This window comes from Celeribacter litoreus (genome assembly GCF_020165855.1).
In the GTDB taxonomy this organism is placed as follows: Bacteria; Pseudomonadota; Alphaproteobacteria; order Rhodobacterales; family Rhodobacteraceae; genus Celeribacter; species Celeribacter litoreus.
The window spans coordinates 1,073,394-1,097,402 of record NZ_JAIUFY010000005.1; the positions used below are offsets into that span (position 1 = coordinate 1,073,394).

Consider the following 24,009-nt stretch of genomic DNA (forward strand, 5'->3'; position numbering starts at 1 on the left):
AAAGCAGCCAAATGACCACCTCCTCCCGCCGCACCTTCCTCAAAGCCGCTCTTGCTGCCGCTGTCATTCCGCGTGTGAGTTGGGCGGATGCCGGATCGCCCGCTTATCTCGGGGCGGCGAAGGACGCGTCCGGGGATTATGCGCTTTACGGTCTCGATGAAGCCGCGCAGATTCTGTTCCGTGTGCCGCTCCCCGCGCGGGGGCATGCCGCTGCCGCGCATCCGGAAAAGCCGGAGGCCGTTGCCTTCGCACGCCGTCCTGGCACATTTGCCGTCGTTCTGAACTGTGTGACCGGTGACGTCACGCATCGGCTCACGGCACCGGAAGGGCGCCACTTCATGGGGCATGGGCTTTTCGTGGATGGCGGAGAGACGCTACTCACGCCAGAGAACAACTATGCTGAGAAGAAGGGTGTTCTCGGGATTTGGAAGCGCTCTGCGGGGTATGCGCGCGTCGGTGAGGTCGATACGCACGGGATCGGTCCGCATGATGTAAAACAGCTGTCCGACGGCTCTCTCGTGATCGCCAACGGCGGGATATTCACTCATCCGGAAATCGGGGAAGGGCGGGAAAAGCTCAATATCCCTGACATGGTCGGATCCCTAGTCTACCTGTCATCTTCTTATACTTTTACGGAAAAGCACGAACTTGCCTCCGAACTGCACCAGAACTCCATCCGCCACCTGTCGCTCGGCGCGGACGATCAGGTCGGGTTCGCGATGCAATGGGAGGGCGATCCTCTTGATACCGTTCCTCTGCTCGGTCTGCATCGCCGTGGCGAGGAGGTCGTCCTTTGCGAGGCAGATCTCGCGGAGCAGATGGCGATGAGGGGCTACGCAGGCTCTGTGGCCTTCTCCGGTGACGGGGCGGAAATCGCGATTACATCTCCTCGTGGCGGGCGGATGCATCGCTTTGCGCCTGACGGAACCTTCCTCGGGTCCGTGATGCGTGGCGATATTTGTGGTCTCGCCCCAATGGGCAATGGTTATCTTGGTTCCGACGGGTTTGGAGCTTTGCTCGCACTCACAGACACGATGCGCCCGCTCAACGCCGTTCCGGGGCTCGCTTGGGACAATCACCTCGTTGCTTTGCCGTCACTGGTCTGAGCGTCGGGCGCAAGCCTTTCAAACATCCCAAAATTTTTACCGCGCCGGATTTTGTGGCCATCAAGTGACGTCAATTTCTCGTTGGTGTTGCACTCTGGCTGGCTGTGATGAAATTCCGGCAGGCATTTGTTTCAAAAGTAAAAATTCAGACCCTGTGCGTTTTTCTTCACGGGTTTTTCAAAAGAACAGGGGATCATCTAGCCCGATGTTGCACGGGATCGCTTGCAGCCCCTGAGGACGAACACTAACATCCAAGTAACACTTACGCGTTACACACGACGCACCGCAGCAACAGGCAGGACATATGAAAGATCCGATTGATACCTACATGAACACTCTCGTGCCGATGGTCGTTGAGCAGACCAGCCGGGGCGAGCGCGCCTACGACATCTTTTCCCGTCTCCTGAAAGAGCGCATCATTTTCCTCAACGGACCCGTTCATGACGGCATGTCCTCGCTGATCTGTGCGCAGCTGCTGTTTCTCGAAGCTGAAAACCCGAACAAAGAAATCGCGATGTATATCAACAGCCCGGGTGGTGTCGTGACCTCCGGTCTCTCGATCTACGACACGATGCAATACATCCGTCCGAAGGTCTCCACCCTCGTGATGGGTCAGGCGGCATCCATGGGCTCGCTCCTTCTGACCGCTGGTGAAAAGGGCATGCGCTTCTCGCTCCCGAACTCCCGCGTGATGGTCCACCAGCCGTCCGGCGGCTATCAGGGGCAGGCGACGGACATCATGATCCACGCTCAAGAAACCCAGAAGCTCAAGGATCGTCTGAACCAGATCTACGTGAAGCACACCGGTCAGGAATTCCAGACCATTGTGGACGCGCTCGAGCGTGACAACTTTATGTCTCCGGAAGATGCAAAAGAGTTCGGTCTGATCGACGAAATCGTCGAAAGCCGCGCTGTTCCGGAAAGCTGAGACTAAGCTGCGGCCTCGGGGCGATGCCTTGGGGCCGCAGACCACCCCGCCAAGGGGTTAAAATTTGGGCAAACTCTGAATTGGATTTTGCCATTGTGCCCGAAAAATCGCTGACCTACACTTGGTCGAAACAGGGCGGTGCGCTGCGGAAAATGTTGATCCTCCGGATCGCTTGCAGATGTAGCAAATCCACAAATGGCGGGGCGTTAAGCCGCGCTGAAACGCAAGTAGGTCTCGCGACTGTAGACCTTAGGGGAATGTGATGAGCAATTCGTCCAGCGACAGCAAGAACACGCTTTATTGTTCCTTCTGCGGCAAGAGCCAGCATGAAGTCCGTAAACTGATCGCGGGACCGACCGTGTTCATCTGCGACGAATGCGTCGAACTTTGCATGGATATCATTCGTGAAGAGACCAAAAGCTCCGGATTGAAATCGTCCGAAGGCGTGCCGTCTCCGAAAGAAATCTGTCAGGTTCTCGATGATTATGTCATCGGTCAGGCAACCGCGAAACGTGTGCTGTCTGTCGCGGTGCACAACCACTACAAGCGCCTCAATCACGCCGCCAAAGGCGCGGGTGATATTGAGCTTGCGAAATCCAACATCCTGCTCATCGGTCCGACCGGTTGCGGTAAAACGCTTTTGGCTCAGACCCTTGCACGCATTCTCGATGTGCCGTTCACCATGGCTGACGCGACCACGCTCACCGAGGCCGGTTATGTCGGTGAGGATGTCGAGAACATCATCCTGAAACTGCTTCAGGCCTCTGAATATAACGTCGAACGCGCGCAGCGTGGTATTGTCTACATTGACGAGGTCGACAAAATCACCCGCAAGTCTGACAACCCGTCGATCACCCGTGACGTGTCCGGTGAGGGCGTTCAGCAGGCACTGCTGAAGATCATGGAAGGCACTGTTGCGTCTGTGCCGCCGCAGGGCGGGCGTAAGCATCCGCAGCAGGAATTCCTGCAAGTGGACACGACGAATATTCTCTTCATCTGTGGTGGGGCTTTTGCCGGTCTCGACCGCATCATCTCGCAGCGCAACAAAGGCACGGCCATTGGTTTCGGCGCTGATGTGAAGAACGATGATGACCGCGGTGTGGGTGAACTGTTCAAAGAGCTTGAGCCCGAAGATCTGCTGAAATTCGGCCTGATCCCGGAATTCGTCGGTCGTCTGCCGGTTCTGGCCACGCTCGAAGACCTCGATGAGGATGCGCTTGTGACGATCCTGACCGAGCCGAAGAACGCGCTCGTGAAACAGTATCAGCGTCTTTTCGAACTCGAAGACGTTCAGCTGAACTTCACTGAGGAAGCTCTCGCATCGATCGCCAAGCGTGCGATCGAACGGAAAACCGGTGCGCGCGGTCTGCGTTCCATCCTTGAGGACATCCTGCTCGACACGATGTTCGAACTTCCGGGCATGGACAACGTGACCGAGGTGGTTGTGAACGAAGAGGCCGTGACCTCTGATGCCAAGCCGCTGATGATCTATTCCGAGGAAAAAGAAGCGACAGCTTCCTGATCCTGTGATGATCTAAGTCGATAAATATTCACCCAAAACCCCGCTTTCACGGCGGGGTTTTGATTTTGTGGCCTCTGATGGCTGAAAACCGCGTGAAGCCCCGCGCTCCCTCTGGACGTTTTGCTGCGGATCGGTCATAGAGAAAACGACCCAAGACTTTGAAGAAGGTGACATCCATATGGGTATTGTGAACTCGGCTCTGCGTGCACTTATTTGGTGGAAAGACCAGACGTTAGGCTTGCAAATCTTCACCTGGCGTCACGGCATCAAAGTTGGCGAAGATGCTCAGGGCAACGTCTTCTACCGTAACGAGAATGATACCCGCCGCTGGGTGGTCTACAACGGTGAGGTTGAGGCCTCCCGCGTGTCTCCCGATTGGCATGGCTGGCTGCACCACACCTTCGCAAACCACCCGGGCCACGAGCCGCTTGAGCACAAGACTTGGGAAAAAGGTCACGTGGAAAACCTCACGGGCACGATTGCGGCCTATGCACCTGCTGGTTCGATCCGTCAGGCGCAACCGGTGGAGCGTCGTGACTACGAGGCTTGGCAGCCCGAATAATGTCCGAGAATCCGACAGAAGTGGCCGTTGGCGCGGGCGTGATTGCGCTCGCCCTCGGCTTTTTGGTCTATGCTGGGCAAGTGTCCGGTTTCTCCGGTGGTGGTTCCGATCGCTACGCACTGACTGCTTCTTTTCGCTCTGCAGAAGGCATCAGCGCAGGCACAGATGTGCGTCTCGCCGGTGTGAAAGTCGGTTCCGTGACGTCTCTCGACCTGAACCCCGAAACCTTCCGCGCGGAAGCATCGCTTTCGCTTTATTCCGACATTTTGTTGCCGGATGACACAGCGGCTCTGATTTCCTCAGAAGGCCTGCTCGGCGGCAACTTCGTTGAGTTGGTGCCTGGCGGATCCATGTTCAATTTCGAAGACGGACAGGTCATCGCGGATACGCAAGGTTCTGTCAGCCTCGTGAACCTCATGCTCAAGTTTGTGACCGGGAGCGGCGAGGAATGATCCCGCGCGCGGTTGTCACGGCTGCGCTGTTGGTGACGGTGAGCGCGGTTCAGGCCCAAGAGGCCGGCGGGTTTAATGACGACCTTCAGACCGGCCTCGACCAGATCACGATCCAGCCGCTTGATGACGACGATACCTTCGGTTTCGGTACGGGCGGGTTAACGCTTGAAGATCTTCAGAACCTTCCGAATGGCGGGTTTCTCGACGAACTTCGCGATATCACCACCGAGATTCAGGAAAATGTGACTTCCGCGTCTGGCGGCACTTTGCGCGCACTCGACAAATTGACCGGCGAGGTGGCCGATCTGAACCTTGCTGTGGGCGAGACGCAAACTTTTGGTCGTATTGATGTGATCTTGGGCGATTGCCGGTATCCGGATGATAACCCCTCGGGCAACGCCTACGCCTATGTGACCGTTCGTTTGCATGACACGCAGGAGGCTGCCTTCGCCGGATGGATGGTCGCGGCGAGCCCTGCGCTCAATGCCATGGATCACCAGCGCTACGATCTGTGGCCTCTTACCTGTCAATTGCCTGAATCACTTGCTCAGGAGTGAGCGGCACTGAGGCGTTGAACGTCGCGACGGTCTCTAGCGCCTCTTCTAGCCTCTCATGATATTCCGCACGCGGGATTTCGATCGCTCCGAGGGACGCGAGGTGGTCTGTCAGGAATTGCGTGTCAAAGAGAGTGAAGCCGTCGCGCTTGAGCCGAGCGACGAGAAACGCGAGCGCGAGTTTTGAGGTGTTCGAGCGCCGAGAGAACATGCTCTCGCCAAAGTAAGCCGTTCCGAGCGCCAATCCGTAAGACCCGCCGACGAGTGTCTCGCCCTCCCACACCTCAACGGAGTGCCCGAAGCCGAGATCGAAAATCTGCCCGTAGAGGTCGAAAATCGTGTCGTTGATCCATGTTTCTTCACGGTCTGCACATCCCTCCATCACTGCATCGAATGCGGTGTCGAATGTTACCTGATAGCGGTCTTGGCGGATGAGCCGTTTGAGAGAGCGCGAGAGGTGAAAGCCGTCCAGCGGAATAATGCCGCGGTGCTTCGGGTCGACCCAGAACAGCCGGTCATCGTCGCGTGTCTCCGCCATCGGGAAGACTCCGTTTGCGTAGGCCTGCAAGAGCAGTTCTGGCGAGAGCGCGAGATGATCCATGGTGTGAGTTTGGTGCGTGCGTCAGTCAAAGGGAAGGGGAATGAAAAAGGCCGCCCGAAAGGCGGCCTGTCTCAAACTCTGCGGCAGGTTTAGCCGAGATTTTTCTCAAGCCACTTTTCGAGCCAGTGAATGTTGTAGTTGCCGGTGAGGATGTCCTCTTCCTGCAACAACGCATCAAAGAGCGGAAGCGTGGTATCGATGCCGTCGACGATCAATTCGCCCAGAGCGCGGCTCAGACGCGCGAGAGCCTCCGGACGGTCGCGACCGTGCACGATCAGCTTGCCGATCAAGCTGTCGTAGTAGGGCGGGATCGAGTAGCCGTCGTAAAGGGCGCTATCCATACGGACACCGAGGCCACCCGGGGCGTGATACTGGGTGATCTTGCCGGGGCAGGGGGCGAAGTTCGGCAGTTTCTCTGCGTTGATCCGCACTTCGATGGCGTGACCTTTGAGTTCCAGGTCGTCTTGGGTGAACGAGAGTTTCTCGCCCGCCGCAACACGAATCTGTTCGCGCACGAGGTCCTGATCAAAGATCGCTTCAGTCACCGGATGTTCAACCTGCAGGCGGGTGTTCATCTCGATGAAGTAGAAGTTGCCGTCCTCATAGAGGAATTCGATTGTGCCTGCGCCTCTGTAGCCCATCTCTGCGATTGCGTTCGCACAGATGCTACCGATTTCGGCGCGCTCTTCCGGCGTGATGGACGGGCCAGGGGCCTCTTCAAACACCTTCTGGTGACGACGCTGGAGCGAACAATCGCGTTCACCGAGGTGAACACCGCCGCCTTGGCCGTCTCCGAAGACCTGAACTTCGATGTGGCGCGGTTTCTGGAGGTATTTCTCCATGTACACTTCGTCGTTGCCAAAGGCCGCTTTGGCCTCGGACCGCGCGGTGCGGAACGCCATTTCAAGCTCCGCTTCGTCTTTCGCGACCTTCATCCCGCGACCGCCGCCACCGGCGGTTGCCTTGATGATGACCGGATAGCCCATCTCGGCGGCCGTTTTCTTGGCCGTGTCGACATCAGGCACGCCGCCTTTGGAGCCCGGAACGACCGGAATGCCGAGACGTTCTGCGGTTTCTTTGGCGGTGATCTTGTCGCCCATCTGGCGAATGTGCTCTGCGGACGGGCCGATAAAGGTCAGATCGTGATCTTCGACGATCTGAACAAAGGCCGCGTTCTCGGACAGAAAGCCATAGCCGGGGTGAATCGCTTGGGCGCCCGTGATCTCACAGGCGGCGATGATCGCCGGAAACGACAGGTAGGACTGTGCCGAAGAGTTCGGGCCGATACAGACGGCTTCGTCAGCCATGCGCACGTGCATCGCGTCGGCGTCAGCGGTGGAGTGCACTGCGACGGATTTGATGCCCATCTCGCGACAGGCGCGGATCACGCGCAGAGCAATCTCGCCCCGGTTGGCAATGAGGATTTTATCGAACATCGGGGCGCCCCTTATTCGATGACCATCAGAGGCGCACCGAATTCGACCGGCTGGCCGTCTTCCACGAAAATACGTTTCACAGTGCCGGATTTCGGCGCCGGAATGTGGTTCATGGTTTTCATGGCTTCAACAATCATAAGCGTCTGGCCTTCAGAGACCTGGTCGCCGACCTTTACGAAACGCGCAGCGCCCGGTTCCGGTGCGAGGTAGGCGGTGCCCACCATCGGGGACGGAACTGCGTTCGGGTCATTTGCCGGGTCGCTCGTGTCGACAGCAGCAGGTGCCGGAGCGGCAGCAGCGGCAGGTGCCGCAGCCGGCGCTGCTGCAGGGGCAGGGGCTGCAACAGTCTGGACGATCTCTTGAGCTTTGGAGACGCGCACGTTCAGACGGTCGTTCTCACCATATTCACGCTTTACTTCCAGTTCCGTCAGGTCGTTGGCGGCGAGCAGTTCGGCCAGTGCCTGAATGAAGGCCACGTCGGCGTCGTTTTTGTTGGTCATAATGTCTCAACTCGTTTTGCCGCCCGGTTCTTGTATGGCCCGGGCTGATTGATCTTCTTCAGGATATATAGGCCCTGTCACCCTGCGTGAAAACCCGATTTCGGGCCTGTATTTTGCGAGGCGTGCACAAACTCTGCACATGTTTTGGGCGCTTGCGCATGAATATTTGGCGTGACGCGCCGGTTTCGTTCGAAAATATCACGCGGCAAAAATTTACCACTTGATAAAAAATTCAAAGACACTGCACTCTGTAACTCAAGATACGCAAGCCAGGGGTGATCCCACCCCAATAAAGCACGGAGCAAGCAAGATGTCGAATACACCGATGACGCCCGGGATCGCGCCCGGACGCCTGCCGGAGACGAGTTACGCGGATCATTTTTCCGATCTGCACCCGCCATTGGATCATCACGAAGCGCTTGTAGCGGCGGACCGCTGCTATTTCTGCCACGATGCTCCCTGCATGACGGCTTGTCCGACATCAATCGATATTCCGCTGTTCATCCGTCAGATCATGACGGGCACGCCGGAAGCGGCGGCAAAGACCATTTTCGACCAGAACATCCTCGGCGGCATGTGCGCCCGCGTGTGTCCGACCGAGACACTCTGTGAAGAGGTCTGTGTCCGCGAAGTAGCAGAGGGCAAACCGGTCGAAATCGGTCGTCTTCAGCGTTATGCGACAGATACTCTGATCGCCGATGGCACGCATCCCTACACCCGTGCCGCGTCCACCGGTAAAAAGATTGCCGTTGTTGGCGCTGGTCCGGCTGGTCTTTCCGCAGCTCACCGTTTGGCCATGCTTGGCCATGATGTCGTGATCTTTGATGCGCGCGCGAAAACCGGTGGTCTCAACGAATACGGGATTGCATCCTATAAGGCGCCGGGCGGCTACGCCCAGTCCGAGATTGACTGGCTCATGAAAATCGGCGGGATCACCGTCGAGACGGGCAAGATGCTGGGCAAAGACCTGACCCTTGATGCGCTGAAAGCCGACTATGACGCCGTGTTCCTGTCCATCGGTCTCGCTGGTGTGAACGCGCTTCGCGCCGATGGCGTCGAGAAAGAGGGCGTTGTGGATGCGGTTGATTTCATCGCAGAGCTTCGCCAGACCGAAGACCTTTCGACCCTCCCGATCGGGCGCAATGTCGTCGTGATCGGTGGCGGTATGACCGCTGTTGACGCGGCTGTTCAGGCGAAACTTCTCGGCGCGCAGAACGTGTCGATGGTCTACCGCCGCAGCCGCGCCCGCATGAGCGCCTCTGACTACGAACAGGACCTCGCCGCCTCGAAAGGCGTTCAGATTTTCTACAATGCGGCACCGGTTGGTGTGTTCGGTGAGGGCGCTGCCCAAGAGATTGAATTCGAATACACCGTTGAGGAAAACGGACGCCTGACCAACACGGGCGAGACATTCCGCCTGCCGGCCGATCAAGTGTTCAAAGCGATTGGTCAGAGCCTCGAAGGTGTGCCGGAAGGCCTCACTCTCGAAGGTGGAAAGATCGCCGTTGACGCGGTTGGTCGCACCTCGCTTGAGGGCGTCTGGGCCGGTGGTGACTGTGCCACAGGCGGCGAAGACCTCACCGTGACCGCTGTCGCAGAAGGGCGCGATGCCGCCGAAGATATCCACGCCAAGCTGATGGAGAGCTGAGCCATGGCCGATTTGACAAGCAACTTCTGTGGCATCAAGAGCCCGAACCCGTTCTGGCTGGCGTCTGCGCCGCCGACCGACAAAGAATACAACGTCCGCCGTGCCTTTGAGGCCGGTTGGGGTGGTGTCGTCTGGAAGACCCTCGGTGAGGCTGGCCCGCCCGTTGTGAACGTGAACGGCCCGCGCTATGGCGCGATGCACGGCGCAGACCGTCGCCTTCTCGCGCTCAACAACATCGAACTGATCACCGACCGTCCTCTCGAAGTGAACCTCGAAGAGATGACCCGCGTGAAAAAGGACTATCCGGATCGTGCCTTGATCGCGTCTGTCATGGTGCCCTGTGATGCGGAGAGCTGGAAAACCATCATTCCGCGCGTCGCGGAAACCGGTTGTGACGGGTTTGAGCTGAACTTCGGTTGTCCGCACGGCATGGCCGAGCGCGGTATGGGCTCTGCTGTTGGTCAGGTTCCGGAATACATCGAGATGGTGACACGTTGGTGTAAAGAGTCCACGGACCTGCCGGTGATCGTCAAACTCACGCCGAACATCACCAACATTCTCTATCCTGCCGAGGCCGCGCTTCGCGGTGGTGCGGATGCGGTGTCCCTGATCAACACGATCAACTCCATCACCTCCGTGAACCTCGACGATTTTGCTCCGGAGCCGACGATTGACGGCAAAGGTACGCACGGCGGCATGTGTGGCCCGGCGGTCAAGCCGATTGCCCTCAACATGGTGGCCGAAATCGCGCGCAACGCAGAGACGGCCAACTTGCCGATCTCCGGTATCGGTGGTGTGACCACATGGCGTGATGCAGCCGAGTTCCTCGCGCTTGGTGCGTCCAACGTGCAGGTCTGCACCGCAGCGATGACCTACGGTTTCAAGGTCGTTCAGGAAATGATCTCCGGTCTCAGCCAGTACATGGATGAGAAGGGCTTCACCTCGGTCGACCAACTGTCCCGCCGCGCGGTTCCGAACGTGACCGATTGGCAGTTCCTGAACCTGAACCACGTCACGAAAGCCGTGATCAATCAAGATGATTGTATCAAGTGCGGCCGCTGCTACGCCGCCTGTGAGGATACCTCTCACCAGGCGATCGAGATGTCCGAGGATCGCGTCTTCACTGTGAAAGACGATGAATGCGTGGCCTGTAACCTCTGCGTTAACGTCTGCCCGATTGAGGACTGCATCACCATGAAAACGCTTGAAAAAGGCGAAGTGGACGAGCGCACGGGTCAACCGGTCGGCGATTACGCAAACTGGACCCAGCACCCGAACAACGTTGCTGCTGTGTCTGCCGAATAAGTGACGAAACTGCGCGCGTGTAGTCCCTGACGCGCGCGCAGCGTTCCCACATCGCTCTTATTCCATCGACACGAAAAAAAGATCCCCGTGACCAACGTCGCGGGGATCTTTTTATGGATGACTTCGCAGGTGTTGATCTGCCTTAGGGCGTCAGAAGTTTGCGATACATCGTGTCGAGATAGGCGTGGGCATCGTCGAAATGTGTATCGCCCTCGGGCTTAAGGATCGCGCGCACCTGTGCATCGAAATCTGCGTAATGCTGCGTATTCGCCCAGATCGAGAAAATCAGGTGATAGGGGTCAACGGGTGCAAGTTTGCCCTCCGCGATCCAGCCGCGAATGGTTTCCGCTTTCTCGTTGACGAGGGTCGCAAGTTCCCCCTCGATCTTGTCCATGATGTTCGGAGCGCCTTGCACGATCTCGTTGGCAAAGAGGCGGCTCTCGCGCGGATACTCACGCGCCATGTCGAGTTTGCGCCAGACGTAGCCCAAAATCTCTTCGACGGGGTCGCCGTCGTCCTGCATCTTCTTCAGCGGATCAAGCCAGGTCTTGAGTAGGGTGTCGATCAGAGACCGGTGAATGGCAACTTTCGACGGGAAATAATAGAGCAGATTGGGCTTCGAAAGACCGGCAGCTTTTGCGATCTGGTCAAGCGTAGACCCGCGAAATCCGTTCTGGGAAAACACGTCAAGTGCAGCTTCCAGAATGGTTTCGGTGTTCTTTTTCTGAATTCTCGTCTGTGGTTGCCGTCCTGCCACCATCCGTTCCTGTCCTGCTAAATAAACCGATCTCTCTGAGTTATCTTATTGTGAAACCCAACAAAAGCGCCAATCCGTATTTTTAGGTAGGAAGTCTGAATTGTCCCGGGTCTGGGTGCGGAAAAATATGGCTCTCGAAATATAAAACGGCCCGCGAGTTGGCGGGCCGTTTGGGGGGGGGATGCTGAATGGGGTGTGAGAGATCAGAACTCTTTTTTCAGTTTGTGATCGACCGAGAAGTATCCACCACCGAAGGCTGCGATGAGAGCGGCACCTGCTGCCCAGAAGAGGGAGGCGTAGATGGCTTTCTCTTGGATACGCATACCGAACATGGCTCCGTTGTCAGCGAGGAGTGCTTTTGCAGCTTCCGGTGTCAACATGTCAGGGTTCGCCTGCAAGAAGGCGAGACCTTCGACGGAGAAGAAGGCTTCTGGATACGGGTTTGCCATGTGGAACCAGAGCGTGATCAGGAGCATGATGGCGTTCGCAAATGCGATCGGGCGTGTCAGGATGCCGATGGCGATCATAAAGCCGCCGAAGAATTGCATCGCTGCGAGAAGCGGGGAGAAGAGCCAACCGGGTGCCATGCCGAGGGATTCAACGAAACCGGCCTGTGCGAGCGGGGCCTGAATCTTCGGCCAACCGGCAACGATCAGCGAGACGCCGATGGTGACACGGAACGCTGCCCAACCGAGAGGTTCAGCAAAACCGCTGTAGAATTTTTCCAGAAAGGGCAGGATCAGACGTTGGCGTTCGGGAACAAAGATATCAGACATGTGTGCCTCCTATTGCGGGCTGTCGGCGTTGATATGCTGATATTTTTTGCGTTTTTGGAACGATTTGCCAATTCGGAAACTGCGGACCAAGACTGTGCGCTGCGGCGCAGAAGTAACGGAAAACTCTTGATTTGGATCATTTTGGGCTCTGCGGTGGCGCGGGCTATATTAGGCGGTGATGTCTTCTTTGGCGATTATGCCTAATTTTTGCGCAACCCTTCGTGAAGTCGGCGAAAGGACGTGGCGCGTCGGGAAAATCTTTGCAATCCTGATCAAGAGAGCGTCAATGTATTGACCAAATGGTCAATATCTCTGGAGGGTCAAATGAACACGGAGCACAATCTCAAAATCAACTCGGAGCGTCTTTGGGACAGTCTGATGGAGATGGCAAAGGTCGGGCCCGGTGTCGCTGGTGGCTGTAACCGCCAGACCCTGACAGACGAAGATGCAGACGGTCGCAAGCTTTTCCAGAAATGGTGCGAAGAGGCCGGCATGACGATGGGTGTCGATGCCATGGGCACCATGTTTATGACGCGCGAAGGCACCGATCCGGAGGCTCTTCCGGTCTACATGGGTTCGCACCTCGATACCCAGCCGACCGGCGGCAAATATGACGGTGTGCTCGGCGTGCTTGGCGCGCTTGAAGCCGTGCGCACGATGAATGATCTCGACATCAAGACAAAGCACCCGATCGTTATCACGAACTGGGCGAACGAAGAGGGCGCGCGTTTTGCACCTGCCATGCTGGCCTCTGGCGTGTTTGCAGGTAAACACACGCTTGACTACGCCTACGGTCGCACCGATCTTGAGGGGAAAACCTATGGCGAGGAACTCGCGCGGATCGGTTGGAAAGGCGACGAAGAGGTCGGCGCCCGGAAGATGCACGCGTATTACGAGCTTCATATCGAACAGGGCCCGATCCTCGAGGCCGAGGGCAAAGACATTGGTGTTGTGACCCACTGTCAGGGCCTGTGGTGGCTCGAATTCACGCTGACCGGCAAAGAGGCGCACACCGGCTCCACCCCGATGGCGATGCGCACCAACGCGGGTCTTGCCATGGCGCGTATTCTGGAAATGGTGCAAGAGGTTGCCATGGATCACCAGCCGAACGCGGTGGGCGGTGTCGGCCAGATGCAATTCAGCCCGAACTCGCGCAATGTGCTGCCGGGGACGGTTGTCTTCACGGTCGATATCCGGACGCCGAGCATCGACAAGCTGACGTCCATGCGGAGCCAAATCGAAGCGCGTGCAGAGAAAATCTGTGAAGAACTCGGCGTCGGCTATGCGGTTGAGGCCGTGGGTCACTTTGATCCGGTGACCTTCACGCCGGAGCTTGTGTCGAACGTGCGCAATGCGGCGGAGACTTTGGGCTATTCCTACATGGATCTCGTCTCTGGGGCGGGCCACGACGCCTGCTGGGCCGCCGCTGTTGCGCCGACTACGATGATCATGTGTCCCTGTGTGGATGGTCTGTCGCACAATGAGGCCGAAGAGATCAGCCCGGAATGGGCGGCGGCGGGCACCGATGTGCTGCTCCATGCTGTGCTTGAAACTGCTGAAATCGTAGAGTGAGATGAAAGGGGCGAGGGGCCAGCCCCTCGCGCTCCCCGGGATATTTAAGGACAAAAGAAGGTGTGGGCCCAAGGTGCCCGCGCCTCACCGACAAGGAGAGACAACATGAGCAAGGTGATCAAAGGCGGAACGGTTGTAACCGCTGACCTTACTTACAAGGCAGATGTGAAAATCGAGGACGGAGTTATTGTCGAGATCGGCCCTGATTTGACGGGTGACGAGATTCTCGATGCGGAAGGCTGCTATGTGATGCCGGGCGGGATCGACCCGCACACGCACCTCGAGATGCCGTTCATGGGCACTTATTCCGCCGACGATTTCGCCTCTGGCACGCGCGCGGCGCTTGCTGGCGGGACGACGATGGTCGTGGACTTTGCTCTGCCTGATCCGGGTGAAAGCCTGTTGGACGCGCTCAAGAAGTGGGACAACAAATCTGGCCAAGCCTCCTGTGACTATTCCTATCACATGGCGATCACATGGTGGGATGAACAGGTCTTTGACGAGATGAAGGTGATCACCGACGAAAAAGGGATCAACACCTTCAAGCATTTCATGGCGTACAAAGGCTCTCTCATGGTCAATGACGATGAGCTCTTTGCGTCGTTCAAACGCTGCGCGGAACTCGGTGCAACGCCGCTCGTCCACGCGGAAAACGGCGATGTGGTTGCTGAGCTGACTGCGAAACTCCTCGCCGAGGGCAACAATGGTCCTGAGGGGCACGCCTATTCGCGTCCTCCACAGGTTGAGGGCGAAGCCACCAACCGTGCGATCATGATTGCCGACATGGCTGGCGCACCGCTTTATGTCGTGCACACGTCTTGCGAGGAGGCTCACGAGGCCATCCGCCGTGCCAAGATGCAGGGCAAGCGCGTTTGGGGTGAGCCGCTCATCCAGCACCTTGTTCTCGACGAGAGCGAATACTTCAACGAGGACTGGGACCATGCGGCCCGCCGAGTGATGTCGCCGCCGTTCCGTAACAAGCAGCATCAGGATAGCCTCTGGGCGGGTCTGGCCTCTGGCACGCTGTCGTGTGTGGCGACCGACCACTGTGCGTTCACGACCGATCAGAAGCGTTACGGCGTTGGCGACTTTTCGAAGATCCCGAACGGCACAGGTGGTCTCGAAGACCGTCTTCCGGTCCTTTGGACCTATGGTGTTGAAACAGGCCGCATCACGATGAACGAGTTCGTCGCTGTGACCTCCACCAACATTGCGAAAATCCTCAACTGTTACCCGAAAAAAGGTGCGATCCTTGTGGGTGCGGACGCGGATATCGTTGTGATGGACCCGTCGATGAGCAAAACGATCACTGCCGAGAGCCAGGCCTCTGCGATTGACTACAACGTCTTTGAGGGCGTCGAGGTCAAAGCGCTGCCGCGTTATGTTCTGAGCCGTGGCTATGTGGCGGTCGATAAGGGCGAGCTCAAGGCCAAGGAAGGCCATGGCGAGTTCGTTGCCCGCGACCCGAATGCGACGGTCAACAAGGCGCTGTCGAAGTGGAAGGAACTCACCTCTCCGCGTCCGGTCGAACGTGCCGGTATTCCGGCGACGGGCGTCTAAGATAAAGCATTGATACGGGGTCGAATTTCGGCCCCGTGTTCAGACGAGGGGACAAGACCTTGTGACCAACACAAGGCCGATTGAAGAACGAGCCAAATGAAAAAGCCAGTGATTGATGCGCGTGGGGTGGACCTGACGTTCCAGACGAACGACGGGCCGGTGCATGCGCTCAAGGATGTCAATCTTGAGATTAACAAGGGAGATTTTGTCTCCTTCATCGGACCGTCGGGCTGTGGCAAGACGACGTTCCTGCGCTGTATCGCGGCGCTGGAGACGCCGACGGGCGGGGCGCTCACCGTGAATGGTTTGACGCCGGATGAGGCGCGTAAAGCGCGCTCCTACGGCTACGTGTTTCAGGCCGCAGGGCTTTACCCGTGGCGCACGATTGCGGGCAACATTCGCCTACCTCTGGAGATCATGGATTTCCCGAAAGACGAGATCGCGGGCCGCGTTGAGAAAGTGCTGGAACTCGTTGATCTCAAAGGGTTTGGCAAGAAATTTCCGTGGCAGCTTTCGGGCGGGATGCAGCAACGTGCGTCGATTGCCCGCGCGCTCGCGTTCGATGCCGAAATCCTGCTGATGGACGAGCCGTTCGGCGCGCTCGATGAGATCGTGCGTGACAAGCTCAACGAAGAACTTCTCAAGCTCTGGGCGCGCACGAACAAGACGATTGGCTTTGTGACGCACTCCATTCCGGAGGCGGTTTACCTCTCCACGAAGATCGTCGTGATGAGCCCTCGTCCGGGCCGGATCACTGATGTGATCGAGAGCACTCTGCCGAAAGAACGCCCGCTCGAAATTCGTGACAGCGAGGAATTTATCAAGATCGCCCACCGTGTTCGCGAGGGTCTCAGAGCGGGGCACGACGCATGAGTTTTGGGGTGAATTTGGCTGTCGGCAAATCGTCGGACAAGTGTCGGACTTTTGTCGGGCACGTCTGCGGAGTGCGGGCGGCGACCTGCGCGCGAGGTGCGGCATGAACAAGATCATTCCCGTTCTCACCATGCTCGCTGTCATCGTGGTCCTTTGGTACGCGGCGGCGGTGAAGATGAATAGCCAGTGGGCGATGGATCAGGCCGCGCGTGCGGAGGTCGAACTGACCTTTGGCGAGTTGGTGAAAGACACGCTCTCCCAAGACCGCCCAAAGTTGCCCGCGCCGCATCAGGTCGTGGCTGAACTCTGGGAAACCACGGTCGAGAAAAAGATCACCTCGAAACGGAGCCTCGTTTATCACGGGTGGATCACCCTGTCGGCGACGATGCTCGGCTTCGGGATCGGCACGGTTGCGGGGATCGCGCTTGCCGTCGGGATCGTGCACAACAAGGCCATGGATTTGGGGGTTATGCCTTGGGCGATTGCGTCCCAGACCATTCCCATTCTGGCGATTGCGCCGATGATTATCGTGGTGCTCAACTCGATGGGCATTTCGGGTCTCATCCCGAAAGCGATCATCGCGGCCTATCTGTCCTTCTTCCCCGTCGTTGTGGGGATGGTGAAGGGTCTACGCGCGCCGGATGCGATGCAGCTTGATCTCATGAAAACCTACAACGCCTCTGGTGGGGAGACCTTCTGGAAACTGCGTCTGCCGTCGTCGATGCCATATCTCTTTGCCTCGCTCAAAGTCGCGGTTGCCGCAGCTTTGGTCGGGACCATTGTGGCGGAGCTTCCGTCTGGTGCGGTGCGTGGCCTCGGGGCGCGTCTTTTGTCCGGCTCTTACTACGGTCAAACGATCCAGATCTGGTCCGCGCTCTTCGCAGCGGCCGCACTTGCAGCCGCGCTCGTGATCATCGTGGGTATCCTTGAAAAGGTTGTTCTCAAACGGATGGGGATGGCGAAATGACGTTTCTCTATACACTCCTCGTTCTCGCCGTCTGGCTCGGGCTTTGGTGGCTCAACACCCGCTTTGCGGCGCGCCGCAAAACCCAGTGGGTCGTGCCGGTTCTGTTCGGCATCACGTTGATCCTGATCTGGGAAATGGTCGTGCGCCTATTCGGAGTCTCGCCCGTGATCCTGCCGGCGCCAACCTCGATTGGCGCGAAGATCGTGACGTCTGTGCCGACACTTTGGGAAGACTTTGTGCAGACCATCGTTAAGGGCGCTCTGAGTGGCTACCTGATGGGCTGCGGCGCGGCCTTTGTCACCGCTGTGCTCATCGACCGCTCTCCGTTCCTACAGCGCGGGCTTCTGCCCATCGGGAACTTTGTCGCGGCGCTGCCGATTGTCGGGATCGCACCGATCCTCGTCATGTGGTTCGGGTTTGACTGGCAATCCAAAGCCGCCGTGGTCGTTGTGATGGTGTTCTTCCCTGTGCTTGTGAACACAGTTGCGGGTTTGGCGGCCACGGATACGATGCAGCGGGATTTGATGCGCACCTATTCGGCCTCCTATGGTCAGACGCTCCTCAAATTGCGCCTGCCTGCGGCCATGCCGTTTGTTTTCAACGGGCTTAAAATTGCGACAACGCTGGCGCTTATTGGTGCGATTGTCGCAGAGTTTTTCGGTTCCCCAATCAAAGGGATGGGGTTTCGGATTTCCACCGAAGTCGGACGTCTCGGACTTGATATGGTCTGGGCAGAGATTGCGGTGGCAGCTATCACGGGATCAGCCTTTTACGGGCTGGTGTCGCTGATCGAAAAAGGGGTCACATTTTGGCACCCGTCCCAACGCGGATAACACCGCATCTACTAAACGGCTAAGGGAAAAACCCTGCCATTTCGACAACTTGGAGGTTGTATTACTATGAAAAAGCTACTGACGAGCGCCGCCGCTCTGGCCGCTATGGCAACCGGTGCCTTCGCCGCTGACGAGGTGACGCTGCAGCTCAAGTGGGTGACACAGGCTCAATTTGCGGGCTACTACGTGGCGCTTGAAAAAGGCTTCTACGAAGAGGCTGATCTGGACGTGACGATCAAACCGGGTGGCCCGGATATCGCACCGGTTCAGGTTCTTCTCGGTGGTGGCGCCGATGTCATGGTTGACTGGATGCCGTCCGCTCTGGCTGCCCGTGAAAACGGCGCGCCTGTGGTGAACATCGCCCAGCCGTTCAAATCCTCCGGCATGATGCTGACCTGTCTCAAAGAGAGCGGCGTTGCGTCTCCTGAAGATTTCCCGGGCAAGACGCTCGGCGTTTGGTTCTTCGGCAACGAGTACCCGTTCCTGTCCTGGATGGGCAAACTCGACATCCCGACCGATGGCTCCGAGGGCGGCGTGACCGTTCTAAAGCAGGGTTTCAACGTTGATCCGCTCCTGCAGAAACAGGCGGCCTGTATCTCCACCATGACCTACAACGAATACTGGCAGGTCATTGACGCCGGTATCTCCGCCGACGATCTGATCACCTTCAAATACGAAGATCAGGGCGTCGCGACCCTCGAAGACGGTCTTTACGTCCTCGAAGAGAGCCTCGCTGACGAAGCCTTCAAAGAGAAGATGGTTCGTTTCGTTGCCGCCTCCATGGAAGGCTGGAAATACGCAGAGGCAAACCCGGAAGAAGCTGCTGAAATCGTGCTCGAGTACGATGAAACCGGTGCGCAGACCATGGAACATCAGGTTCGCATGATGTCTGAAGTTGCCAAACTGACCGCTGGTTCCGCTGGCGCTCTGGATGTGGCCGATTACGAGCGCACCGTTGCGTCCCTTCTCGCAGGTGGCTCCGATCCGGTCATCACCAAAGAGCCGGAAGGTGCCTACACCCTCGAAATCACCGACGCAGCTCTGAAGTAAGCGTCGCGTGAAACGATAAAACCCGCCCCGGGGACTAAAATCCGGGGCGGGCCTCACGCTCAATGGGGGGGAGCGTGATACACGGTTGGATTAGGACGCCATTGCGTCTTCGATGCTCATCTCGCCATCAATTTCCGTATAGTCCGCGAGATCGACCTCTGGCATGGATTCAATCTCGCTCTCGGTCGCACCATCGAGCATCACGCTGTTTTCGCCGACCATGGCAAACTGATCCATCTCGATCAGGACGTCGTGCTCGCCGATGCCGAGAAAGCCGCCAACACCAACGATCGCTTTGGCTTCACCGTCGACCTCTACGAGGGCGTCGATCTCACCGATGTCTTCGCCGGTCTGCGACATCACGCGAGTGCCGACGATCTCGGACACGGTTTCCTTGCCGAAATCTTTCGCGGCGGCGGCAATGGTTTTCGCACCTTCTTTGGTGGTGTCCCAGAGATCTCCAGCAGTGCGTTCGGTGGCCTCTGCCACGTCGGTTGCCATCTCTTCGGTCGCGTCGATGGCGTCCTCAGTCTCGGTCTCCGCGGTCTCAACAGTGTCCTCGACAACATTGGTCTCGACGCTCGTCTCGCTCTGCATCGTCACGCCGTCGTCAGAGATCGAAGCATCCGCCTCAGTCGTCATCTCTGCGAAGAGTGGGGTCGCAGCAACGGTGATCATCGCGGCGGTGGTCATCAGGGTGTTCTTGATAGAAATCATTGTGTGGTCCTCTCTCATGCGTTTGCATTCGGTATGGGGTCTCAATGAAGAAGGGCCCTCTGATGTTCCGAGAAAGTTTCTTGGGGTGCATGGGTTGAGATTTAAAATATAATAAAAACAGTGCTTTACTTCTGTTTTGTTTTTTTCCATTAGAGACTTTTCCCCGAGCCGGGCCAGATGCGGTCGGGATGTGGATTTTTGCGAATGCTTGCCAGCACCCGTCCGATCCACCAAGCTGTAAGTCATAGATTGAATTATTTCCAATGCACGTGAAGTGGCCATTTGGGGAGGGACGCTATGTATTTCGGGTTCGGAGGTTTGACGACCGTGTTTGTCCTGCTTTTGGGCGTTGCTTTCTTCGTGGTTCTGGCGCGGCTCTCACGGCTTCAGGAAAGACAGCGCAGTCTGGAGGACAAAGTCGAGCAACTCGAAGCGCGGTTGTCCGTGCTCGCGCGACGCGCTGTGCGAACGGATGAGACGGACGCGCGGCCTGCCTCTGCGCCAGATAAGACAGACGTGGCGCCGGAGGCCGAACTGTCCCCAAGCGACGACCTCGTCGCAGCGGATGAGCGGACTGAAACGCCTGAAGAGCGCGTTGACGCGCAGAGCGCAGCAAAGGGCCCGTGGGACGTCGCCGCGACAGAGGCCGATGACATTTCTCTGCGTCAGATCATCACGCGCGAACCGGCCCCGACTGCGATAAAAGAGCGCCCGACACCCTATTTCCTCAGCGAAGAAAACTCCGCCGCGCTCATGGCCTGGCTCAGGGCCAACTGGACCCTCGCCATTGCGGCTGTGTCTTTCGTTCTGGGCGGGCTGTTTATGGTCCAATACGGGATCGAAAAGGGAATTCTGACCCCGGCGATGCGTGTGATTGGTGCGTTGATCCTCGGAGCGGGGCTGGTCGGTGGGGGCGAATATCTGCGCCGCAAGTTCGGCGATGAAGCCACGCCCGCCACGCGGCACCTGCCCTCAACCTTCGCAGGCGCGGGGGTTGTGGTGCTCTTTATCGGCATTCTCTCTGCACATGCACTCTATGGTTTGGTGTCCGCACTCACGGCCCTCATTGGCGTCGTGATCGTCGCCGCAGGGGCTGTGCTCATGGGGTGGCTTTATGCGGGTGTCCTGCCCGCAATTGGTCTCATCGGGGCAGGGATCGCCCCGTTCCTCGTGTCCTCGCCGGATGCTGACCCGAGACCATTCTATGCCTATTTTGCCGTGATCGCCCTTGCTGGTCTACTCATTGACAGCTTCCGCAGATGGGCGTGGGTCTCGGCGCTCTCTCTCGTGATTGCCTCAGGGGGCTTGGCGCTCTTGCATTTCGACGCCGATTTCGCACCGGGATTGATCGCGGCGACGCTGGCCTTGGCGCTCGGAGCCCTGATCATTCCGGAACGGCGTCTCATTCCGGAACTTACTGGCGCGCCCCTCTCCGGCGCAAGCGGTCAGGATCGCCCTGCTTTCCCGACCTATCTCGGATATTTCGGCATTCTGATCCCGACGTTTTCGGCTGTTTGGGTCGGGTTGCCCGACAGTGCCTACGCGACCGAAGTCTGGATGGCGCTCGCGACCTGTGTTGTGCTGTTTCTGGCCGTGTCCCTCTGGCTCGTCCGCTCGCCCGCGCTCTTTGAGGCTGCGGCGCTGCCGGTGATCGGGTTCTTCATTCTTTTGATCTTGCAGGCCCTTGAGCATGGGAAGGTCTATGTTGAATTCCGCAATTTTCTGGATGCAATGCCGGAAACCCCGCTTCCCACGACGCTTTGGTGGCTGTTGGGGGCGGCAGCGGTCATGGGGGGCGCTGCGTTTTGGCGGCTCAAGCAGGAAGGGCAGTCCTCTGATGAGGACAGAGCGAAGCAGTCGCTTTTCTGGGTTATCCTCTCCGCCGGTTTCGTGCCTGCCACCGTGTTCCTGCTCGAATTCCTCTGGGCACCGAGAAGTGTGATTGGGGCAAGCCCGTGGGCCTTTGCGGTTATGGCGGGCGCAGCGTTCCTCGTGGTGCTCACCCAGCGGCGGACGGCGTTCGAGGGTGTGGACCGTCATCAGGACGTTGGCCTTTTTGCGAGCGCGGCCATCCTGCTCATCGCTCTGGCGCTCTTCCTGCTGCTCTCCAAAGCAGCGCTGACGCTGGGTCTGGCACTACTGGTGGCATTGAGCGTGCTGCTTGACCGCCGGTTTGACCTGAAAGTCCTGACATGGGTCACGCATCTCGGGGCCGCGGTGATCGGATATCGGTTACTTATAGATCCGGGGGCTTTCTACGCGATTGATCGCGCGTCTTGGCCTGCGTTCGGTCTGACGCATGTTTCTGCGCTCGGAGCGTTCGCAGTTATGGCAAAACTCGGTCGGGACGAGCGTGAAAGCATTCGTGCGACCGGTGAGTCTGCGTTTCTATCGACGGCGGGTCTCTTCGCGATGCTTCTGATAGCCCGTGTGTTCGAAGACACTCACACAGAAAATTGGTTCTCTGGCCTCGGTGCCGCCATCTGGGCGAGTTCCACGCTTGCGCAGATCTGGCGTTTGACCGCGAGCAAGGGGCACTTCCGCAAGCTGCGCTGGGTTTTCATCGGCTTCACGGGCCTCGCGGCTGTGGGGTTTGCCACACTCCAAGTCATTCTCACCTACGAATTGTTGGAGTGGCACGGGAGTGTTCAGGGGCCTCCGATCTTCGACGTTCTTGCCCTCGCGTATCTGCCACTCGCGGCGGTTCTTGGGGGTGGGGCATATCTCTATTATCGCAAGCGTCCTCATACCTCGCGGATGTTCCTGCGCGCCTTGACGATCCTCTCCTCCCTGTCCGCGCTCTTCTGGGGCTATCTCGAAATCCGGCGCTTGTGGCGCGGGCCGAAGCTCTCGGCGCCCGGTCCGTCGGATGGGGAGCTTTACACCTACACCGTCGCCATGCTCCTGCTGTCGCTCGGGGTGCTGGCCGTCGCGGTGTTCAGGCGCTCTGATCTGCTCCGCAGGATCGCGATGACGGGGGTGGCGCTGACGATTGTCAAAGTGTTCCTCGTGGATATGGGCGGGCTGTCCGGTCTGACGCGGGTCGTGTCTTTTGTCGGGCTGGGGCTCGCTCTCGCGGGCCTCGCGTGGCTCAACCGCAAAATCGACAGCCTCTGGCCGGATCGCTCGAAACCGGAGGAGACAGAGGTTCCGATGCCTGAAGAGGACGAGACCTAAAGCAAACTCGCGGGCGCGTAGGTTTCGGCCACCGCGCCCGTCCGTAGCTTGAAACGCGCGAGGTCGGGCGCTTTAGACGGGTTGAGCGTCCCTAGCTCGAGCCTCTTCACGCCCTCATCATGGAAGTATTTGACCGCGGACCAGAGCAGCAGATTGTGCGCGTTGGTCTTGCGTCCATGTGGGCCGGAATGGCCGATGTGGTAGGTGGCCGTATTCCCGTGCCGCAGAAAGAGCATGCCGGCGTCGTCTGTGGCGAAGAGGTGGAAGGCTGTCGCGTCCGCAGCATGGAGCGCCAACGCGAATTCGGGCGGGAGCGCGCGGTAGTGACGCTCGCTCTGTCTCTCTTTCTCCAGCTGTAGGAGGGGCATGAGTTCGTCTGCAGTCGGGCTCGTGTGTTGGACGTCGAGTACCGCGCGTTCAGCCTTCACAAGCGCATTGCGCCATTTGCCGTGAAACGTGCTTCGGATGGTCGGGAGGGACGGTGTAAGGTCGAGCGTCGCGAGTTGTGGCGGCGCGGAGAGCGGGAGCCGACGTAGGCGCTTGCGTGGGGTCATGACGTGAAAGCCAAGGGGCAGGTGATGTCTGAGCGCGCGGAGGGCAGGGCGTGTGTTGTCCGTAAAAAAGAGGGGGCCTTGGGATGTGAGGCCGACATTGAAGCCGAGGACCGTTTTTCCAACAACCTGCGTGATGGCCAGCGGCTGCCCGTCCTTGAAGACGCCGAGACGCATGCAATCGCGCCCGCACAATTCTGCCGCCGCGCCGTAAAGCCAGCGTTGCGTGAGAGGGGCGGTGGCCTGATCCGTGAGGGCGTCCCACTCGGCTTTTGAGATGATTTCGCGGACTTCCATGGCGGAAATCTGCGCCCAACATGGTTACCAAACCTTGAACGCTGGATGAGAAAAAGGCCGCCCCGAAAGGAGCGGCCTTTAAAGGTCGAAACTGTTGCAGTTACTTTTTCAGGCTATACAGCGAATTAGCGATGAGTTCGTCGACGACGGCTGGTTCTGCGAGTGTTGATGTGTCGCCGAGGGAGCCAGTGTCGTTTTCCGCGATTTTGCGGAGGATGCGGCGCATGATTTTGCCGGAGCGTGTTTTCGGCAGGCCCGGGGCCCA

General features: G+C 58.3%; 22 protein-coding genes. 15 read left to right on the top strand and 7 right to left on the bottom strand.

Going from position 1 to position 24,009, the window contains the following annotated elements; all coding sequences use genetic code 11:
• Positions 1 to 11: 11 nt before the first annotated feature.
• From LA304_RS07265 to LA304_RS07290, 6 genes are all read left to right on the top strand, one after another.
• Positions 12 to 1,106 (top strand): DUF1513 domain-containing protein, encoded by a 1,095-nt coding sequence (locus LA304_RS07265; RefSeq protein ID WP_224502443.1) that lies wholly within the window; start codon positions 12 to 14, stop codon positions 1,104 to 1,106.
• Positions 1,107 to 1,410: 304 nt separating this feature from the next.
• Positions 1,411 to 2,034, top strand: coding sequence for an ATP-dependent Clp protease proteolytic subunit (locus tag LA304_RS07270; protein WP_224502444.1), 624 nt, complete (start codon positions 1,411 to 1,413; stop codon positions 2,032 to 2,034).
• A 259-nt stretch (positions 2,035 to 2,293) separates the two neighbouring features.
• Positions 2,294 to 3,556, top strand: coding sequence for an ATP-dependent Clp protease ATP-binding subunit ClpX (clpX, locus tag LA304_RS07275; RefSeq protein WP_224502445.1), 1,263 nt, complete (start codon positions 2,294 to 2,296; stop codon positions 3,554 to 3,556).
• 178 nt (positions 3,557 to 3,734) lie between these two features.
• Complete coding sequence (locus LA304_RS07280; protein ID WP_224502446.1) at positions 3,735 to 4,118, top strand: NADH:ubiquinone oxidoreductase subunit NDUFA12; 384 nt, start codon at positions 3,735 to 3,737, stop codon at positions 4,116 to 4,118.
• Positions 4,118 to 4,570, top strand: a complete 453-nt coding sequence (gene mlaD / locus LA304_RS07285; protein WP_224502447.1) for an outer membrane lipid asymmetry maintenance protein MlaD — start codon at positions 4,118 to 4,120, stop codon at positions 4,568 to 4,570. The genes LA304_RS07280 and mlaD overlap by 1 nt, the downstream gene beginning before the upstream one ends.
• Positions 4,567 to 5,127: a DUF2155 domain-containing protein gene (locus LA304_RS07290; protein WP_224502448.1), complete on the top strand. Its 561-nt coding sequence runs from the start codon at positions 4,567 to 4,569 to the stop codon at positions 5,125 to 5,127. Before mlaD ends, LA304_RS07290 begins: the two co-directional genes overlap by 4 nt.
• Here LA304_RS07290 and aat read toward each other — a convergent pair.
• The 3 genes from aat to accB all read right to left on the bottom strand — a co-directional run bounded on the left by aat (position 5,090) and on the right by accB (position 7,661).
• A complete protein-coding gene (gene aat / locus LA304_RS07295) occupies positions 5,090 to 5,725 on the bottom strand; it encodes a leucyl/phenylalanyl-tRNA--protein transferase (protein ID WP_224502449.1) in 636 nt (211 codons plus the stop codon). The two genes, LA304_RS07290 and aat, sit on opposite strands and share 38 nt — an antisense overlap.
• An 89-nt stretch (positions 5,726 to 5,814) precedes the next feature.
• Positions 5,815 to 7,161, bottom strand: coding sequence for an acetyl-CoA carboxylase biotin carboxylase subunit (gene accC / locus LA304_RS07300; RefSeq protein ID WP_224502450.1), 1,347 nt, complete (start codon positions 7,159 to 7,161; stop codon positions 5,815 to 5,817).
• An 11-nt stretch (positions 7,162 to 7,172) separates the two neighbouring features.
• On the bottom strand, positions 7,173 to 7,661 hold the full coding sequence (accB, locus tag LA304_RS07305; protein ID WP_224502451.1) for an acetyl-CoA carboxylase biotin carboxyl carrier protein: 489 nt from the start codon (positions 7,659 to 7,661) through the stop codon (positions 7,173 to 7,175).
• A gap of 310 nt (positions 7,662 to 7,971) precedes the next feature.
• Between accB and LA304_RS07310 the strand changes: the two genes are divergently transcribed.
• Together LA304_RS07310 and preA are read left to right on the top strand one after the other, a co-directional pair.
• On the top strand, positions 7,972 to 9,309 hold the full coding sequence (locus tag LA304_RS07310) for an NAD(P)-dependent oxidoreductase (protein ID WP_224502452.1): 1,338 nt from the start codon (positions 7,972 to 7,974) through the stop codon (positions 9,307 to 9,309).
• Positions 9,310 to 9,312: 3 nt separating this feature from the next.
• Entirely contained in the window at positions 9,313 to 10,614 is a 1,302-nt protein-coding gene (gene preA, locus LA304_RS07315) for an NAD-dependent dihydropyrimidine dehydrogenase subunit PreA (RefSeq protein WP_224502453.1), read from the top strand.
• A gap of 142 nt (positions 10,615 to 10,756) precedes the next feature.
• On the opposite strand, the gene LA304_RS07320 is transcribed toward preA, so the two are convergent.
• Together LA304_RS07320 and LA304_RS07325 are read right to left on the bottom strand one after the other, a co-directional pair.
• The gene (locus LA304_RS07320) at positions 10,757 to 11,374 is read right to left on the bottom strand and encodes a TetR family transcriptional regulator C-terminal domain-containing protein (RefSeq protein WP_224502454.1); all 618 of its coding nucleotides are present in this window, start codon (positions 11,372 to 11,374) and stop codon (positions 10,757 to 10,759) included.
• A gap of 200 nt (positions 11,375 to 11,574) precedes the next feature.
• Positions 11,575 to 12,147, bottom strand: a complete 573-nt coding sequence (locus LA304_RS07325) for a DoxX family protein (RefSeq protein WP_224502455.1) — start codon at positions 12,145 to 12,147, stop codon at positions 11,575 to 11,577.
• A gap of 324 nt (positions 12,148 to 12,471) precedes the next feature.
• On the opposite strand from LA304_RS07325, the gene LA304_RS07330 reads away from it, so the two are divergent.
• The 6 genes from LA304_RS07330 (at position 12,472) to LA304_RS07355 (ending at position 19,002) form a co-directional block, all read left to right on the top strand.
• Complete coding sequence (locus tag LA304_RS07330; protein WP_224502456.1) at positions 12,472 to 13,719, top strand: Zn-dependent hydrolase; 1,248 nt, start codon at positions 12,472 to 12,474, stop codon at positions 13,717 to 13,719.
• A 105-nt stretch (positions 13,720 to 13,824) separates the two neighbouring features.
• Positions 13,825 to 15,279, top strand: a complete 1,455-nt coding sequence (hydA, locus tag LA304_RS07335; protein WP_224502457.1) for a dihydropyrimidinase — start codon at positions 13,825 to 13,827, stop codon at positions 15,277 to 15,279.
• A gap of 96 nt (positions 15,280 to 15,375) precedes the next feature.
• Positions 15,376 to 16,152, top strand: coding sequence for an ABC transporter ATP-binding protein (locus LA304_RS07340; protein WP_224502458.1), 777 nt, complete (start codon positions 15,376 to 15,378; stop codon positions 16,150 to 16,152).
• A gap of 103 nt (positions 16,153 to 16,255) precedes the next feature.
• A complete protein-coding gene (locus LA304_RS07345; protein ID WP_224502459.1) occupies positions 16,256 to 17,119 on the top strand; it encodes an ABC transporter permease in 864 nt (287 codons plus the stop codon).
• On the top strand, positions 17,116 to 17,952 hold the full coding sequence (locus tag LA304_RS07350; RefSeq protein ID WP_224502460.1) for an ABC transporter permease: 837 nt from the start codon (positions 17,116 to 17,118) through the stop codon (positions 17,950 to 17,952). The genes LA304_RS07345 and LA304_RS07350 overlap by 4 nt, the downstream gene beginning before the upstream one ends.
• 66 nt (positions 17,953 to 18,018) lie before the next feature.
• Complete coding sequence (locus LA304_RS07355) at positions 18,019 to 19,002, top strand: ABC transporter substrate-binding protein (protein WP_224502461.1); 984 nt, start codon at positions 18,019 to 18,021, stop codon at positions 19,000 to 19,002.
• A gap of 90 nt (positions 19,003 to 19,092) precedes the next feature.
• On the opposite strand, the gene LA304_RS07360 is transcribed toward LA304_RS07355, so the two are convergent.
• Positions 19,093 to 19,719 (bottom strand): PRC-barrel domain-containing protein, encoded by a 627-nt coding sequence (locus LA304_RS07360; RefSeq protein WP_224502462.1) that lies wholly within the window; start codon positions 19,717 to 19,719, stop codon positions 19,093 to 19,095.
• 297 nt (positions 19,720 to 20,016) lie between these two features.
• Between LA304_RS07360 and LA304_RS07365 the strand changes: the two genes are divergently transcribed.
• Positions 20,017 to 22,896, top strand: a complete 2,880-nt coding sequence (locus LA304_RS07365; RefSeq protein WP_224502463.1) for a DUF2339 domain-containing protein — start codon at positions 20,017 to 20,019, stop codon at positions 22,894 to 22,896.
• Here LA304_RS07365 and LA304_RS07370 read toward each other — a convergent pair.
• A complete protein-coding gene (locus LA304_RS07370; RefSeq protein ID WP_224502464.1) occupies positions 22,893 to 23,744 on the bottom strand; it encodes a GNAT family N-acetyltransferase in 852 nt (283 codons plus the stop codon). The two genes, LA304_RS07365 and LA304_RS07370, sit on opposite strands and share 4 nt — an antisense overlap.
• Positions 23,745 to 24,009: the final 265 nt, after the last annotated feature.

Bases quoted from the DNA above. Each gene is read 5' to 3' on its own strand.
- LA304_RS07265 (WP_224502443.1), top strand. From the start codon at position 12: ATGACCACCTCCTCCCGCCGCACCTTCCTCAAAGCCGCTCTTGCTGCC.
- LA304_RS07270 (WP_224502444.1), top strand. From the start codon at position 1,411: ATGAAAGATCCGATTGATACCTACATGAACACTCTCGTGCCGATGGTC.
- LA304_RS07280 (WP_224502446.1), top strand. From the start codon at position 3,735: ATGGGTATTGTGAACTCGGCTCTGCGTGCACTTATTTGGTGGAAAGAC.
- mlaD (WP_224502447.1), top strand. From the start codon at position 4,118: ATGTCCGAGAATCCGACAGAAGTGGCCGTTGGCGCGGGCGTGATTGCG.
- LA304_RS07290 (WP_224502448.1), top strand. From the start codon at position 4,567: ATGATCCCGCGCGCGGTTGTCACGGCTGCGCTGTTGGTGACGGTGAGC.
- aat (WP_224502449.1), bottom strand. From the start codon at position 5,725: ATGGATCATCTCGCGCTCTCGCCAGAACTGCTCTTGCAGGCCTACGCA.
- accC (WP_224502450.1), bottom strand. From the start codon at position 7,161: ATGTTCGATAAAATCCTCATTGCCAACCGGGGCGAGATTGCTCTGCGC.
- accB (WP_224502451.1), bottom strand. From the start codon at position 7,661: ATGACCAACAAAAACGACGCCGACGTGGCCTTCATTCAGGCACTGGCC.
- LA304_RS07310 (WP_224502452.1), top strand. From the start codon at position 7,972: ATGTCGAATACACCGATGACGCCCGGGATCGCGCCCGGACGCCTGCCG.
- preA (WP_224502453.1), top strand. From the start codon at position 9,313: ATGGCCGATTTGACAAGCAACTTCTGTGGCATCAAGAGCCCGAACCCG.
- LA304_RS07320 (WP_224502454.1), bottom strand. From the start codon at position 11,374: ATGGTGGCAGGACGGCAACCACAGACGAGAATTCAGAAAAAGAACACC.
- LA304_RS07325 (WP_224502455.1), bottom strand. From the start codon at position 12,147: ATGTCTGATATCTTTGTTCCCGAACGCCAACGTCTGATCCTGCCCTTT.
- LA304_RS07330 (WP_224502456.1), top strand. From the start codon at position 12,472: ATGAACACGGAGCACAATCTCAAAATCAACTCGGAGCGTCTTTGGGAC.
- hydA (WP_224502457.1), top strand. From the start codon at position 13,825: ATGAGCAAGGTGATCAAAGGCGGAACGGTTGTAACCGCTGACCTTACT.
- LA304_RS07340 (WP_224502458.1), top strand. From the start codon at position 15,376: ATGAAAAAGCCAGTGATTGATGCGCGTGGGGTGGACCTGACGTTCCAG.
- LA304_RS07345 (WP_224502459.1), top strand. From the start codon at position 16,256: ATGAACAAGATCATTCCCGTTCTCACCATGCTCGCTGTCATCGTGGTC.
- LA304_RS07350 (WP_224502460.1), top strand. From the start codon at position 17,116: ATGACGTTTCTCTATACACTCCTCGTTCTCGCCGTCTGGCTCGGGCTT.
- LA304_RS07355 (WP_224502461.1), top strand. From the start codon at position 18,019: ATGAAAAAGCTACTGACGAGCGCCGCCGCTCTGGCCGCTATGGCAACC.
- LA304_RS07360 (WP_224502462.1), bottom strand. From the start codon at position 19,719: ATGATTTCTATCAAGAACACCCTGATGACCACCGCCGCGATGATCACC.
- LA304_RS07365 (WP_224502463.1), top strand. From the start codon at position 20,017: ATGTATTTCGGGTTCGGAGGTTTGACGACCGTGTTTGTCCTGCTTTTG.
- LA304_RS07370 (WP_224502464.1), bottom strand. From the start codon at position 23,744: ATGGAAGTCCGCGAAATCATCTCAAAAGCCGAGTGGGACGCCCTCACG.